A 15133-nucleotide genomic window follows, 5' to 3' on the forward strand; every position below is an offset into this window, starting at 1 on the left:
TTATTCGAGAATGGGCGTGAATGCATTTCGGCCGCATTGAGATATATGCATTTACGCCTCCCGGAGGGCGACACCGCGGCGGTGCCGGCTTGCCCGGGGCCGGCAGATGTGGTATTTTGAGAAAGTTGTGTGTTTGAGCCGTGGCTTCGAGCTGCTCGCCCAACGCACGGTAGGACTTGGAAGAACGACGTCAAAGGGAGTCATCATGGCAGCTCGTTGCGCAGTGTGCGGCAAAGGCCCGCGCTCTGGTTACAGTGTTTCGCATTCGCATATCCGCAATAAGCGCGTCTTCCGCCCGAACCTGCAGTCCGTGCACACCGTGGTCGACGGCGAGAACGTTCGTGTCCGCGTATGCGTCAAGTGCATCAAGGCCGGTAAGGTGCAGCGCGTGGCCGCCTGATTGCCGGGCGGTTTTCCAGCGATACTTCGGACCCTTCAGGGCTTAGGCCCTGGGGGTCTTTTCGTATACGGCCCGGGCTCCGGGGGCTCGGATATAGTCGGGGGCACAGGAGGAGACATGCCGACGAGCGCAGCGATCAGTGCGGACAGCGCGATCTCGAACCTGCTGAGCAACAAGAGGCGGGTCAGCGCGCTTAAATCCCTGGGGCTCGAGACCGTGGGCGATGCCCTGACCTACTATCCCTTCCGTGTGACCGACCCGGTGCCGGTATGCCCCATAGGTTCGGTGGAACTGGGCGCCCCTGCGGCTTTCGCGGCCAGGGTGGAGCAGGCCCGGGTGGTGCCCATGGGGGGCAGGAGGGGCTTTCGTCTGGATGCGACCGTTTCCGATGACGACTTCGCCCAGGCCCGGGGTGCGGCCGGATCCAAGGCCCGTCTGGTCTTCTTCTCCCACCGCAAGTCCTATATGGACTGGATGATCATGCGCCTCAAGCCAGGCGCCCAGGTGGTCCTGGCGGGCGATCCCTCGGTGTTCAACGACCAGCTGCAATTCACCCATCCGGAGGTGCTGCTGGTCTCGGCCGGCGATGGGGAGGCGGGCGACCCGGTTCCTGCCTCGATCCGGCCGGACGCCGATTCGGTGGACCGGGCCCTGGCCAAGGTCTCCCGCCCCCGGCCCGTCTACCACGCCTCTTCCCGCATCTCCTCCGAACACATCCATGACACCATACTCGGCTTCATCCGCCTGCTGGCGGCCAGGGGTCAGGAGGATGCCGGTGGCGGGGGCGCATCCGGCGGCATCCAATCCGGATCGGGCACCTCCTCGCCGGTTCCGGATGGGCAGATCCAGGAACCACCGATCGACGCTGGGGCCTTCGCGCGCGCCGTGCCGGACGTTCTGCCCGAACCCGTACGCATGGAAAACGGCTTGGAGCACCGCGCGCAGGCCTTTCTGGGCATGCACGACCCGGATACGGTCGACGACTTCCGCCGGGCCTTGCGCACCTTGCGTTTCGAGGAGGCCTTCGTCTCCCAGACCGCCCTGCTGCGCAGTAGGGAGGATGCACGCGCGGTATCCACATACTCATGCCCGCCGCCGGGGCCCGACTCCCTGGTCAGGCGGTTCGTGGACTCCCTTCCTTTCGAGCTGACGGGCGGCCAGCGGGCCGTGATCGGCCGCATCCAGGAGGACATGGCCCAGGAATATCCCATGCAGCGCCTCCTTCAGGGCGAGGTGGGGTCCGGCAAAACCGTGGTGGCGCTGGCCGCCATGCTCCAGGCCGTCGATGCCGGATACCAGGCCGTGTTGGTGGCGCCTACGCAGGTGCTGGCCGAGCAGCATTACGAATCCATCGGGCGGATGCTGGACGCCTTGGCTTCCGGGGGTTCCCCGGCAGGTGAGGACGCCGAGCGCCCCGACGATGATGGACGAACCCATGTGAATGCTTCGGCGCCGGTGCCTCTCGTCCTGCTGACAGGAGGCATGAGGCTGGCCGAGCGGCGGCGGGCCCTGGCCGTCCCGGCCTCCGGGGAGCCCTGCATCGTGATCGCCACCCATGCCGCCTTCTCCAAGACATTCCAGGCTCCCCACCTGGCCCTGGCTGTCATCGACGAACAGCACCGTTTCGGCGTGGAACAGCGCGAGACCCTGCGGCGTAAGTCCGACAAGGCTCCCCACCTGCTGGTCATGACAGCGACGCCCATCCCGCGCACAGCCGCCATGACCTGGTTCGGCGACCTGGACATATCCCTGCTGACCGAACTGCCCGGTGGACGCAAGCCTGTCCGAACATTCGTGGTCCCGGAGGCGGACGCAAGGACCATGGCGGCCATGTTCCTGCACATCCGTAAGCGGATCGAAGCGGGGGAGCGTGCCTATGTCGTCTGCCCGCGGATCGAGGAGGACGGGGACGACGCCGCCCTGGACACGGCCTCAAAGGGCAAAGGGAAGGGACGGACGGCTGGCGATAAGGAGGAAGGCGACTTCCTGATCGATCCCTACGGAGAAGAGGAGGAGGGCGGTGAACCCCAACCGCCCCTGCATTCGGTTGAAGAGATGAGCCGGCGCCTGTCCTCCCTGCCCCAGTTCGCCGGTATCGGCATGGCCAGCTTGACCGGCCGCGATGACGATGAGGCCAAGACCCGGGTGATGGCCGACTTCTCCTCCGGCAAGACGCCTGTCCTGGTGGCCACCACTGTGATTGAGGTGGGGGTGGATGTGCCCGAGGCCTCGGTCATTGTGATCTTCGATGCGGACCGGTTTGGTCTCAGCCAGCTTCACCAGCTGCGTGGCCGGGTCGGCCGTGGCGGCACGGACTCCTGGGCCTTCCTGATTTCGCGGGCCGAGCCTGGATCACCTGCAGCCCGACGCTTGGAAGTCATCCGCACCTCCACCGACGGTGCTGAAATCGCCGAGGCCGACATCGAGATCCGCGGCGCGGGCGACGTGCTGGGGGACGCCCAGTCCGGCGGCCGCTCCTCCCTGAAACTCCTGCGGGTGGTCAAGGATGCCAAGGTCATCGCCCGGGCGCGCGAGCAGGCCCAGGCCCTGCTGGCAAAGGATCCGAAGCTCACGGGGGAGGTGGAGCTGGCAGGCGCCGCCCTGGACTTCATGCGGGGCAACGAGGCTTTCCTGACCTCCACCTGAGCGCCGGTTCCGGCGATATCAGGACGCCGGCTATCAGTGGATATCGTCATGTGATTGAAGTGGGAGGATGAGGATGCGAATCATAGCAGGCAGGTTCAAGGGGCTGCCCATACCGTCGGCCCTCAAGGGAACCCGTCCCACGACGGACCGCACCAAGGAGGCTATGTTCTCCCGCCTGGACGCTTGGGGGGCACTTGACGGCGCCCGCGTGCTCGACCTGTACGCCGGCACCGGAGCCCTGGGTTTCGAGGCCCTGTCGCGTGGGGCCAAGACGTTGGTGGCCGTGGAGGCCTCCCGTAAGGCCGCCTCCCTGATCGGAGACAGCCTGTCCAGGCTCAAGGCCTCCCCGGCCTGGGAGCCGGACGACAGGGCCCAGGTGCTGCCGCTCAAAGCCGAGCGGTACGCGCTCAGTGGACAGCGGGGCGCCGGCGGCGCACAGGTTTTCGACCTGGTCTTCATGGACCCGCCCTATGGGTTGGGGGCCCCACAGTGCGACGCGATTGTGGACGCCCTCGTGGACGGGTGCATGGTCGGTGCCGGCAGCGTCATCATCCTGGAACGCTCCAGCCGTTCGCAGCCGCCACGGCCGCCCCGGGGTTGGACCCTGACCGAGTCCAGGGCCTACGGGGAGACGGTCGTCCACTATATCGAGCATGCCAGGACCGGTGAAGCCGCCGGATAGCCGGTCCTGACGCCGGCAGGGCTGGGTTCTTCTTGGTGTCAGTCCGCCTGGCGCGCCGGCCGGGCAGGTGTCTTGGATTCGGGTCCTCCGACCTTGCCGGCCGCCGCCTGCCGGGGGTGGCGACCCTCGGTCTGCCATCCCAGTTCCTCCAGTTTGGCTTTGTCCTTCTTGTCCAGGCGCCGGCAGTCCAGGCGCTCGACCAGGTCCGGTCGGATGCGGGAGGTGCGCTCCAACGATTCGTCGCGCCGGAAACGGTCCACCCTGCCGTGGTCGCCGGAGGTCAGTATCTCGGGTACCACCATCCCGCGCCAGCTGGTGGGCCGGGTGTACTGGCGGTATTCCAGGAGGGGCTCGTCTCCGGTGTAGGACTCCTCCACAATCGACTCCGGGTTGCCCATGAATCCGGGCAGTAGGCGGGTGATGGCCTCCATCATGACCGAGACCGCCACCTCACCACCGTTGAGCACGTAGTCGCCGATGGAGTATTCGCGTACGTCGAAGCCTTGCGACCGGTAGTAGTCAGGAATGCGGGCATCGTAGCCTTCGTAGCGGCCGCATCCGAAGACCAGACGGTCCACCTGCGCCAGCTCCGTGGCGTCGGACTGGGTGAACAGGGGCGCGGACGGGTTCGGGAAGATGAGCACAGGCTTGCCGTCGGCGGTCGCGGGTCTTCCCTTGGCCTCATCCGACCCATGGGCCGATACGGTATCCGCGTGCCGCGCTTGTACGTCGCATGCGTCCACCCCGAGCAATTCGTCCAGACATTCGGCCCAGACCTGCGGTTTCATGACCATGCCTGCCCCGCCACCCACCGGCGTATCGTCGACCGAATGGTGCACATCGTGGGTCCAGTCGCGCAGGTTGTGCGTCTGCACGTCTAGCAGGCCCTTATCCTGGGCCTTGCCCAGCAGGCTCAGACGCATCACGTCGAAGTATTCGGGAAACACGGAAACGATGTCGATCTTCATGCCCTCACTCTAGCGGCCTCCCCGGTCCCGGTCGCCGCTGAACGGGTCGGTCTGGGCTGTCGGGGGACGCCCACCAGGGCTTGAGAGTGGCATAGGTCACACCACGAATTATGAAGATTGTCCTGAAACCGGGTGTCAAGGGCCTTAAGCGGTGAGATGATTGTTGGGTGTGCTCTTGACTGTGGCCCATCAACGCCGTATGGGCCCGGTCGTTTTCGGATGTACGCGCTGGAACGGGCCCAGTGCCCCTATCGATGCGCGGGCTGCCGTGGAGCGGTACGTGGATACATGGATATATGCGACACCAAAGGGGTAGGCATGAAAGTCGTCATCTTCTCCACCTGCGTGGTGGATCTGATGTTCCCGAACGTAGGCAAGGCCATGGTCGAGGTGCTGGAGCGTTTCGGCTGTGAGACCTTCATGCCCATGCGGCAGATCTGCTGCGGGCAGCCCACCTTCAACTCCGGCTATATCGCGGAGACCAAGCACGTGATGCACAACGAGGTCGACGCTTTGCTGAGTGTGGACGCCGACTACATCGTGGGGCCTGCCGGCTCGTGCGTGAACATGCTCAAGGAGCTGCCCTTCCATCTCAAGGGCGAACCCGCATACCAGGCCAAGGCCCAGGCGGTGGCCGACAAGACCTATGAATTCTCCCAGTTCCTCTACCGGGTGCTCGGTGTCGAAAACGCAGGCGCCGAACTGGACGCTGTGGCCACATACCACCGCTCCTGCCACATGACGCGGCTGCTGGGGGAGCGCACCAGCCCATTCGTGCTGCTTGACCATGTCAAGGATCTGAAGATGATCCCTCTGCCGCATATCGAGAATTGCTGCGGTTTCGGCGGTATGTTCTCGATGAAGGAGCCGGAGATCTCCAGGCAGATGGTGGATGAGAAAGTCAACGATGTGATCTCAACGAACGCATCCGTCCTGATATCCTGCGACCCGGGCTGCCTGATGAACATCGGCGGCCGCTTCAACCGCCGGGGCGAGAAAATCACGATCATGCACCTGGCCGAGGTACTCAACCACAACGTGGACCTGAGTCGTGTGACCTATGTGGACACCCGGGAGAAGGAGGGGGTGCTGGCATGAAGACAGCAACGATGATTCGCAACAGCGACCACGATTTCCTGACCAGGCTCAAGGAGTCCGAGGAGGACACCTTCGCCCAGAAGGCCGTGGCCAAGGCCCAGGATGCGCAGTGGATCAAGCGCGAGGCGGCGCGCCAGGAGCTGGGCAACTGGGAGGACTGGCGCAGCCTGGGCGAGCAGATTCGCCAGCACACCGTGCGCTACCTGCCCGACTACCTGGAGGAGTTCTCCGACAACGTCGAGAAGAACGGCGGCCGCGTCTTCTTCGCGCAGACGGATGTCGAGGCGCGTGACTTCATTGTGAACCTGGCCAGGGAAAAACAGGTCAGGAACGTCGTCAAGTCCAAGTCCATGGTCACCTCCGAGATTGGTGTCGACAAGGCGCTGCTCGAAATCGAGGGGATGAACCTCCTGGAGACCGACCTGGCCGAGTTCATCCTGCAACAGGACGACTGGGACGAGCCCACCCACCTGGTGTTCCCCGCCATCCACAAGGACCGTGACCAGGTGCGTGAGGTCTTCATGAAGAAACTGGGCTACGAGGGGGACAACGACCCCCAGCACCTGGCCCGTTTCGCCCGCAAGGTCATGCGCGAGCGCTTCCTCAGGAACGAGATGTCGATCACCGGTTGCAATTTCGCCGTGGCCGACAACGGCATGATCAACCTGGACACCAACGAAGGCAACGCGGACCTGTGCATGGCCATCCCGAAGATCCAGGTGGTGTGCATGGGTATGGAGCGCATCGTACCCGGCATGCGCGAGGCCGAGACCATCGACAACATGCTCGCCCGATCCGCAGTGGGCCAGAAGATCACCACTTACTGCACTTTCACCTCCCGGCAGGTGGACGGCGAGGCCGACGGCCCCGAGGAGTTCTACGTCGTCATCATCGACAACGGCCGTTCCAACGCCCTGGGCACCGACTTCGAGCCCATACTGCAGTGCATCCGCTGTGCCTCCTGCCTGAACGTCTGCCCGGTCTACCGCCACATCGGCGGTCACGGCTACGGTTCCATCTACCCGGGTCCGGTCGGTTCCGTCCTCTCACCCGTCCTGCAAGGCAACTACGACGACTTTCCCGACCTGCCCTATGCCTGTTCCCTGTGCGCGGCATGCACAGCCACCTGCCCGGTCAAGATCCCGCTGCACAAGCTGCTGATCAAGCACCGCCAGATCGAGATGGACGACCTGCATCAGAGCAAGTTGGTCGACGATGCGGTAATGCGCGTGGTGGGCCTGGGAACGGGGCACTCCTCGCTCTTCCGCACAGCGCTGGGCATGGACCATGCCATGCTGACGCCCTTGCAGAAAAAGCGGCCGGAGACCGCGGAGAACCTGTACTCCAACGGCAGGCACCTGGAGTGGATGCCCTTCGTTTTCGGCGGTTGGACCAAGGTGCGCGACCTGCCCGATCCGCCGGCCCACTCCAAGAACTTCCGGACCTGGTTCCGTGAGCACAAGAGAGAGCAGGCCATGCAGGGGGGCATGAAAGCCACCGTGCCCCAGGCGCCGAGGGATCCCCGCGCCTCCGGATCCGTGGGGGAGCCCGTCCTGAAGGCCGATGGCTACTATCAGGACGGTCGCCCGATCACCGAAGTGCAGGCGCACGCCCAAGGGCAGGACAAGGTGTCCGAACGGGTAGGGGCCAGGGCCGCTTCGCTGTCCCAGGAACATGTGCCCGAAGGCAGCCACATAGACGGCAACGACATCGCCGACGCTGCCTCGCGGCAGGAAGGAACCCAGCAGCATGACTGATCGCGAGACCTTTCTGAACCATCTTGCGGAACGAAGCGGACGCCCCCGTCACCTGTTGGGGGACAACCCCCTTGTGCCGGTGAATGACCTGCCCGAGACGACCCTGTCCGGCAAGAGCCAGGATGAGTTGCTCCGGATCGCCCGGAAGAACAGCGAGGCGGTCAACGCCCACTTCCAGACCACGACCAAGGCCAAGCTGCCAGGCGTGCTGGACACGTTCATCAAGGACAAGATCACGGACAACGCGGATGAGCCATACCAGGCGAACGGGCATGACCGCCTGCTCCTGCCCACCTCGGACCTCTTTGCCGACTTCGGACTGGAGTCATGGCGGGATGGGCTTGAGGACCCGACGCCTACCTTCTGGCGGCCGGGCGCGGGCCGACAGGCCAACATCGACGCCGCCGAGCATGCAGGCGCGGCCATTGCCTTCGCCGATTACATGCTGGCCGAATCCGGCTCCATCACCACGGCCACCACTCCGGGCCAGGGCAGGGCCTTCCACTTCCTGCCGGTCCACTACCTGGCCATCGTACGCAAATCCTGCATCCTGCCGCGCTCCCGGCAGGCCATGGACCGCTACGACAAGGCCATGAAGGCCGGCGAGCTCAAGACCTCGAACATCAACATCATCACCGGCCCCTCCAACACCGGCGACATCGAAATGGTGCTGGTCGTGGGGGTCCACGGTCCACTCGACATGACCTACCTGGTTGTGGAGGACATGTAGGGCGAGCCTTTGCAGGCGCGTGAAAGGGCCCCGCTGAGACATCGGTACTCAGCGGGGCCCTGTGGTTCCCTTCGGGGTCGTGCCGGCCGGTCTGGCGCTCAGTCCAAGCCCGGCAGGAGGCCCTTGGGCGGATCGATACCGATATAGCCGGCCTCGGGGTCCACCTCTGGGACCAGCTGCTCCACGAAGGGGACCAGGCCGGTCGAAGGATGGCCGTCGACGTCGGCGGGTGTTATGGAGCTTTCCATGGATACCTCGAGGAGCTGCTGGGCGCTGGAGTCGATCACCGACCCGACGCGGCCGACCAGCTCGTCAGCGGGCCGTCCAAGCCCGTTTCCGGGGGCCATCCGGACCTCCAGGCCCACCAGGTCCTCCAGATACCAGGCGTCGTCGTCGGCTGCCTCCTCCTCGGGGTCGGGCTGCACGTAGAGCTCGATAGCGGACAGCGCCTCGGCGGCGGTGCGGTCGTCGATGCCTTGGAAGTGTACGATCCAGCGGTTTCTGAAGCGGCGGGAGGAGACGACGGTGAAGGGGCGCGAGCCATCGGCCACTGTCAGGACGGAACCGGGGGAGAAGCGTCGTTCCGGCTCGTCGGTGAAGGCGAACACGTTCACCTCGCCCTTCAGGCCCTGGGCGCGGCCGATACGACAGACCCTCAGCAATCTGGGTTGCTGAGGGTCTGCGTTCATGCGTTCGGCTGTGTCGGTCGCGCTCACCGGCGGACATCCATGATGTCGACACGAATCTTGTGGTCGCAGATGGCCTGGGCCACGGTGCGGATGGCGTTGGCCGTCCGTCCGCTCCTCCCGATCACGCGCCCGATGTCCTCAGGGTTGACCCGCACCCGCAGGAGTTCCCCACGGGCGTTCTCATGGGAGCGCACCGAGACATCGTCGGGGAAATCGACGATGTTCTTGATCAGATGTTCGACTGCCTGTGCGAGCACTTGAATCACTCCTCCAAACGCTGATGGGACCCAGGGCCGAATCACTCGGCTGCGGGGTTCTCCTCTTGGCCGGACTGGGCGGCTGCCTCGACGGAAGCCGTTGCATCGGCGGTCTCGGCCTCGTCGGCCTTGGGGGCTTTGGCTTCGGCCTCTGCCTTGGCCTTCGCCTCGGCCTCGGACTTCTTGGCCTTCAGCTTCTGGGCTTCGGCCTCTGCCTGTTCGATGCGCGCCTGGGCGTCCATCTCGGCCTTGGGCATCTTCAAAGTGCCCTCCTGGCCGGGCAGGCCCTTGTACTTCTGCCAGTCGCCCGTGATCTTGAGCAGGTTGAGCACCGGCTCACTGGGTTGTGCACCCACGCCGAGCCAGTACTGAGCGCGCTCGGACTTGATCTTGATCGTAGAAGGCTGGGTGTTCGGATCGTAGGTGCCGATCTCCTCGATCACCTTGCCGTCGCGCTTCTTGCGCGAATCAACGATGACCACGCGGTAGAAGGCGTAGAACTTCTTGCCCATTCTCTTCAGGCGAATCTTGGTTGCCAAAACGGCTCTCCTTGTAGCTAGAAATGCGGTGTCCGAATCCTATGTGGGGCATGGAATCCATCCACCACGTGTTCCTCATGCAAACGGTATGAGAGGGCCCGTCCACACGAATAACAGCAAAATTATACCGCACCGCCCGGATAAGCCTGTGCCACAGGTGTGTGGATATCGCCGGACCAGGGAAGGCCCCGGGAGGGCGGCCGGATGTGGATCCAATCGCCGATCGGCGGGGGGGGGGGCTTCCGGATGCCTTGAGGCTGGCTGGTCTCAGGAAGCGACGATCTTTGCCAGGAGGGCTTGGTGGTCGGTGGAGGGGATGTGGAAAGCGTGCAGGGATTGGATGGACAGGCCTGGGGTGAGCAGGACGTGGTCGATCTCGATCATGGGAGGCACGATCGGGTATGAGGCCGGGAAGGTGGGGTAGAGGCCCCGGTGAAGGGCCACCGCGCCGTCCAGCAGGCGGCCGTCGGCCAGGAGCCTGCGGAAGGAGGGGTGGAAGAGCGAGGAGTTCAGGTCGCCCATGATGATGGCCTCATCGGCCTGTCCGGCGAGACGGCGGGCCGAGGCCCTGGCAGGGGTCGAGGGGGCCGCTGGGCTCAGACCGGCCAAGGCCTGGATCGAGCTGCCCCAATTGGCGCCGCCGCGCTGGGGTGATTTGGGGTGGGCCGAGGCGGCGACAATGGAGCCTCCCAGGGCGGGCAGGGTCATCGTCGGCACCGCCGAGGCGGGCAGGGGGACCGACTGGGGGCTGCTCTCCCGGGGGTCGATCGCACAGAAGAGGGCGTTGAAGCCACCGTTGTCGTCGCGGGTGGCGGGGCCGGAGACCCCATAGGGCAGTAGGGCGTCCAGGCCGTTGGCGTGGAGTCGTTCGAGCAGCCCGGTGCTGACCTCCTGCAGGGCGAGTAGGTCCACCCCCCGCTGCCTGACCGCGGAGACGATGGCCTTGGCGTCCGCGTGGCCGTATTTGCAGTTCAGGGTCATCAGGGTCAGGGATGCGGCGGGGTCGTCCGGGTCAGCCGTGCCGGCCGGTGCGCTTGGCCCGGGCTGGGCCGAGGCAGGCAGGGCGGAGAGCGCCAGCAGCGGCTTGGGCAGATGCAGCAGGAAGGGGAGGGCCCAGACGGCCTCCAGGGTCAGTAAAAGGGTGGCGGCGACGGCCTGGGGCCAGGCGGCCACGACCAGGGCCCAGGCCAACACAATCATGATTGGGGCGCTCAGGAACGGCACCAGGGCGATAAGTTCGGGCAGGGGCCGGTGCCAGTCCCAACCCGCAGGCAGGTAGCGTAAGGCCATCCATAGGGCGCACAGGCCCAGCAGGGGCCATAGTAAGGAAGACACGGAAGCGGCTCAGGCTCCGAACAGGCCGCCCAGGCCACCACCCAGGTTGGGTGGGATCTCGGGCATACCGGCAGGCATCTGCGGGGTCTGCGGTTTGGCGAAGGCTGAACCGCCCGAGGTGGACTGCGAGCCCTTGCCGCCGGACAGGCGCTCGCGCAGGGCCTTCTCCTCGGCCTCCCGCTTCATCGGGTTGCCGGAACGGGACTTGCCTTTCTTCTTGCCCTTCTTGCCCTTCTTGCCTTTCTTGCCGCCGCCGTAACCAGGCATGCCGGGCATCTGTCGGGCTCCATTGGTCATCCGTTTCATCAGTTTGGAAGCCTGCTCGAAGCGCTGCAGAAGACCGTTGACGGCCGAGACCGTCACGCCGGCGCCGTAGGCGATACGGGCGCGGCGGGAACCGTCGATGATGCCGGGCTCACGCCGTTCCCTGGGGGTCATCGAGTTGATGATGGCCTCGGTGCGGTCGATCTCCTTCTCGTCGAACTGTTCCAGCTCCTTGCGGTGCTGCGCCATGCCGGGGATCATCCCCAGGATGGACTTGAGGGAACCCAGCTTGCGCACCTGCTGCAGCTGGTTCATGAAGTCGTCCAGACCGTAGGACCCTTCGGCCATCTTCTCCGCGGCCTTGCGGGACTCCTCCTCGTCGAACTCGCGCTGGGCCTGCTCGATCAGGGTCAGGATGTCGCCCATGTCCAAGATGCGGGAGGCCATGCGGTCGGGGTGGAAGACCTCGAAGTCCTTCAAACCTTCGCCGTTGGAGGCGAAGAGGATGGGCTTGCCGGTCACCGACGCCACCGACAGTGCCGCACCGCCGCGGGCGTCGCCGTCGAGCTTGGAGAGTACCACGCCGGTGAAGTCCACGCCTTCGTCGAAGGCCTTGGCGGTCTGCACCGCGTCCTGGCCAATCATGGCGTCGATCACGAAGAGGATCTCGTCGGGTTGGACCGCGTCGCGAATGTCGCGCGCCTGTTGCATGAGCTCCTGGTCCACGCCCAGGCGGCCGGCGGTATCGATGATGACCGTGTCGTAGAGTTTAGACTTGGCCAGGGCTATCGAATCGCGCGCCACCTGCACCGGGTCACCGGTGGCCTGGCCGGGGGAGACCACGTCCGAGCTCTCGGTCTGCACGCCGGGTTCGGGGGCGTATACCGGCACGCCGGCGCGCTCGCCCACCACCTGCAGCTGGGTGACGGCGTTGGGCCGTTGCAGGTCGGCCGCCACTAGCAGGGGGGTATGGCCCGCATCTTTGAGCCAGTATCCGAGCTTGCCGGCCAGGGTGGTCTTACCGGCGCCCTGAAGGCCGGCCAGCATGATGACCGTGGGTGGGTTCTTGGCGAAATTGAGCGGCCGATCCACGCCGGCACCCAGGATGGCGGTCAGCTCGTCATTGACGATCGAGACGACCTGCTGGGCCGGATTCAGGGCCTCGGACACCTCGGCACCCAGGGCCCGTTCGCGCACCTTCGCGGTGAAGGAGCGGACCACATCGAGCGACACATCGGCGTCAAGCAGGGCGCGGCGAATCTCGCGGATGGTGCCGTCGATGTCGGCCTCGGACAGCTTGCCCTTGGAGCGCAAGTGCGTAAAGGCGTTCGACAGCCTATCGGTCAAAGAAGAAAAAGCAGCCATAATGCACCAATTCTACCGGCCGCCCGGGAGAACGGGTCCGGGGACCCGGTGAATCAGCCCTCCAGCTGCCAGGAGGGGCCTTCCGGGGTGTCCTCTATGGCGATGCCGGCGGCGGCCAAGGTGTCGCGGATGGCATCGGCACGGGCGAAGTCCTTGGCGGTGCGGGCGGCCTGGCGGTCGGTCAGGTTCCGGGAGACCAGGGCATCCAGTGCGGCATGCTCGGCGGTGGCGGTCTCCCCCCGGTCCGGTCGGGTCCAGTGGGGGTCGAGCGGGTCCAGGCCGAATATGTCCAGCATGGCGCGCACATCCAGCAGGTCACGCAGGAGTCCGTCCTGCTCGGCGTGTGAATCGCCGCCGGCCATGCCGGCGTTGGCCCTGCGGATCGTGGCGAACAGGACGGCGAGCGCCTCGGGCACCTTCACGTCGTCGTTCATGGCATTGACGAAGTCGGCGGGCAGCTGGTCGGCCGAGCGGGCGGCGACCTCCTCGCGCGAGGGTTGCCAACCCAGGGCCTTGCCCGCGCGATTCACGAAACCGGTGATGCGTTCGTAGGCGGCCTGCGCCTCGGCCAGGGTCTGATCACCCCACTCCAGCATGGAGCGGTAGTGGGCCGAGACCAGGGCGTAGCGCACCACCCAGGCCGGGTAGGCGGCCAGGACCGCATCCACGGCCAGGCCGTTGCCCAGGGATTTGGACATCTTCTCGCCCTTTTGCGTGACCCATGCGGTGTGCATCCAGCGGTGGGCGAAGCCCCAGCCGGCCGCACGCGACTGGGCCATCTCGTTCTCGTGGTGGGGGAAACGCAGGTCCAGACCGCCGCCGTGGATGTCGAAATCCTCGCCCAGGTAGCGACGGCTCATGGCCGAGCACTCCAGGTGCCAACCAGGCCGGCCGGTGCCGAAAGGCGTGGTCCAGCGGGCGGTCGGCGGGTCGCTCGGTTTCGAGGCCTTCCACAGGGCGAAGTCGCGTGGGCCACGCTTGCCGGAGGCCAGGTCTGCCTCGTCGGTGGGATTGTACTTGTCGTCGCCGTGCGCATCGACCGATGGACCCATCCTGTCGGCCACCGCGGCCTGCTCATCGGCGGCCTGGGTGCCTGTCTCCTGGTGGGTCAGTGCCCCGTACTCGGGCCAGGACTCTACGTCGAAGTAGACATTGCCTGAGGGGCCGCCCTCTTCGTCGGGCACGATGTAGGCATGGCCCCGGTCGATCAGACGCTGGACCAAATCAATCATCTGTGGGATGTGGCCGGTGGCCCGGGGCTCGTATGTGGGCGGCAGGGCGCCCAGTGCGTCGTAGGCGGCAGTGAACTCGCGCTCGTAGATGAAGGCGCGCTCCCACCACTCCTGGCCGGCCGCTGCGGCCTTGTCGAGGATTTTGTCATCGATATCGGTCACGTTGCGGATGAGCGTCACCTTGAAGCCCAGCTTGGTCATCCAGCGACGGATCACATCGAAGGCCAACGTGGTGCGCAGGTGGCCGACATGCGGCGAGCTCTGCACAGTCGCCCCGCACACATAGATCCCCACCCTGCCCGGTTCGATGGGCGTGAAAGCGCTCACCGTCCTGGAGGCGGTGTCATACAGCCGCAACCCCGCGGCCGCCCGGCTCAGAGAATCGTTGAATTCATGCGCTTTCGAGCTCATATCCATAGGACAGACACTACCGGCCGACTCTGACATGACCGCTACCCGCACCGCCGCATGCGTCCCACTGCCGGCCCGCCGTTGACGGGCAGGCAGCCCGGTGGCGCCGCTGAACAGGTGGCCGTCTGCATCCGGCACCGGGGCCGGAGTCTTCTGCCGGGCCAGATGCGCGTCGGCGGAAGGACGGAGGGTCAGCCCTCCAGGGTGAAGCCGTCGAAGGTGAAGCCGGGGGAGACCACGCAGGAGACCAGGGCGTCGCCGGAGCCGGGCAGGGTGCGCTGCCAGCAGCCTTCGGGCACGACGTAGTGGCCCACCGGGATGGCGGTTTCGTCCATCACGCCGCCGTCGGCGATCTGGGAGCCCAGAGTGATCAGGCTGCGCTCGGCCGGGTCGGAAGCCGGGGCATCGCCATAGCCGCCGATTTCCAGCCGGACCTGGGCGGGGCCGTGCCAGAGCCAGACCTCGTCGGCATCCACCTTGTGCCAGGCCGAAGCGTCGCCCTGGGCCAGGAGAAAGTAGATAAGCGAGGAGAGGGGACGTGCCGAAGGTGCGTCCTCGCGCGGGCTCAGCCAATCGGCCACATACCAGCCGCCTTCCGGGTGGGGCTCCAGGCCCAGGCGCTTGACCAGGGATTGGGCATAAGGGCTCATGGCCTCCAGCTCGACGCTCATTCTTGTCCTTTCCGACTCGACTGTGTCATCAGGGCCGCAGACCCGGTAAGGGTCGTGGGCTCCGGATTCATCGTGTATCCGCTGCCTAT

14 protein-coding genes are annotated in these 15133 nt (G+C 65.7%); 6 read left to right on the plus strand and 8 right to left on the minus strand.

What is annotated here, in order from left to right:
- Nucleotides 1–205 precede the first annotated feature (205 nt).
- From rpmB to rsmD, 3 genes are all read left to right on the plus strand, one after another.
- Nucleotides 206–400 (plus strand): 50S ribosomal protein L28, encoded by a 195-nt coding sequence (rpmB, locus tag CRD59_RS01490; protein ID WP_113852840.1) that lies wholly within the window; start codon nucleotides 206–208, stop codon nucleotides 398–400.
- Nucleotides 401–517: 117 nt separating this feature from the next.
- Complete coding sequence (locus CRD59_RS01495; protein ID WP_113852841.1) at nucleotides 518–3046, plus strand: ATP-dependent DNA helicase RecG; 2529 nt, start codon at nucleotides 518–520, stop codon at nucleotides 3044–3046.
- A gap of 73 nt (nucleotides 3047–3119) precedes the next feature.
- Complete coding sequence (gene rsmD, locus CRD59_RS01500; RefSeq protein ID WP_113852842.1) at nucleotides 3120–3728, plus strand: 16S rRNA (guanine(966)-N(2))-methyltransferase RsmD; 609 nt, start codon at nucleotides 3120–3122, stop codon at nucleotides 3726–3728.
- A gap of 38 nt (nucleotides 3729–3766) precedes the next feature.
- On the opposite strand, the gene trmD is transcribed toward rsmD, so the two are convergent.
- Nucleotides 3767–4696 carry a tRNA (guanosine(37)-N1)-methyltransferase TrmD gene (gene trmD, locus CRD59_RS01505; protein WP_113852843.1) on the minus strand — a complete coding sequence of 310 codons (930 nt, stop codon included), beginning with the start codon at nucleotides 4694–4696 and terminating at the stop codon, nucleotides 3767–3769.
- A gap of 318 nt (nucleotides 4697–5014) precedes the next feature.
- Here trmD and CRD59_RS01510 point away from each other — a divergent pair, with 318 nt between their 5' ends.
- The 3 genes from CRD59_RS01510 to CRD59_RS01520 are packed head-to-tail and all read left to right on the plus strand — an operon-like array spanning nucleotide 5015 to nucleotide 8281.
- Nucleotides 5015–5794 carry a (Fe-S)-binding protein gene (locus CRD59_RS01510; RefSeq protein ID WP_113852844.1) on the plus strand — a complete coding sequence of 260 codons (780 nt, stop codon included), beginning with the start codon at nucleotides 5015–5017 and terminating at the stop codon, nucleotides 5792–5794.
- A complete protein-coding gene (locus tag CRD59_RS01515) occupies nucleotides 5791–7551 on the plus strand; it encodes a LutB/LldF family L-lactate oxidation iron-sulfur protein (RefSeq protein ID WP_201736514.1) in 1761 nt (586 codons plus the stop codon). Before CRD59_RS01510 ends, CRD59_RS01515 begins: the two co-directional genes overlap by 4 nt.
- A complete protein-coding gene (locus tag CRD59_RS01520) occupies nucleotides 7544–8281 on the plus strand; it encodes a LutC/YkgG family protein (protein WP_113852845.1) in 738 nt (245 codons plus the stop codon). Before CRD59_RS01515 ends, CRD59_RS01520 begins: the two co-directional genes overlap by 8 nt.
- A gap of 98 nt (nucleotides 8282–8379) precedes the next feature.
- Here the strand turns inward: CRD59_RS01520 and rimM are convergent, their stop codons facing one another.
- From rimM to CRD59_RS01555, 7 genes are all read right to left on the minus strand, one after another.
- Nucleotides 8380–8970 carry a ribosome maturation factor RimM gene (rimM, locus tag CRD59_RS01525; protein ID WP_113852982.1) on the minus strand — a complete coding sequence of 197 codons (591 nt, stop codon included), beginning with the start codon at nucleotides 8968–8970 and terminating at the stop codon, nucleotides 8380–8382.
- 23 nt (nucleotides 8971–8993) lie between these two features.
- Complete coding sequence (locus CRD59_RS01530) at nucleotides 8994–9227, minus strand: RNA-binding protein (protein WP_113852846.1); 234 nt, start codon at nucleotides 9225–9227, stop codon at nucleotides 8994–8996.
- Between the two features lie 41 nt (nucleotides 9228–9268).
- Nucleotides 9269–9766 carry a 30S ribosomal protein S16 gene (rpsP, locus tag CRD59_RS01535; protein WP_113852847.1) on the minus strand — a complete coding sequence of 166 codons (498 nt, stop codon included), beginning with the start codon at nucleotides 9764–9766 and terminating at the stop codon, nucleotides 9269–9271.
- 267 nt (nucleotides 9767–10033) lie between these two features.
- Entirely contained in the window at nucleotides 10034–11101 is a 1068-nt protein-coding gene (locus tag CRD59_RS01540; protein WP_127920923.1) for an endonuclease/exonuclease/phosphatase family protein, read from the minus strand.
- Nucleotides 11102–11110: 9 nt separating this feature from the next.
- Complete coding sequence (gene ffh, locus CRD59_RS01545) at nucleotides 11111–12730, minus strand: signal recognition particle protein (protein WP_113852849.1); 1620 nt, start codon at nucleotides 12728–12730, stop codon at nucleotides 11111–11113.
- Between the two features lie 53 nt (nucleotides 12731–12783).
- The gene (gene cysS / locus CRD59_RS01550) at nucleotides 12784–14379 is read right to left on the minus strand and encodes a cysteine--tRNA ligase (RefSeq protein ID WP_113852850.1); all 1596 of its coding nucleotides are present in this window, start codon (nucleotides 14377–14379) and stop codon (nucleotides 12784–12786) included.
- Between the two features lie 185 nt (nucleotides 14380–14564).
- On the minus strand, nucleotides 14565–15044 hold the full coding sequence (locus CRD59_RS01555; RefSeq protein WP_113852851.1) for a cupin domain-containing protein: 480 nt from the start codon (nucleotides 15042–15044) through the stop codon (nucleotides 14565–14567).
- Nucleotides 15045–15133 lie beyond the last annotated feature (89 nt).

It is taken from the genome of Bifidobacterium xylocopae, assembly GCF_003315615.1.
Classification (GTDB): domain Bacteria; phylum Actinomycetota; class Actinomycetes; order Actinomycetales; family Bifidobacteriaceae; genus Bombiscardovia; species Bombiscardovia xylocopae.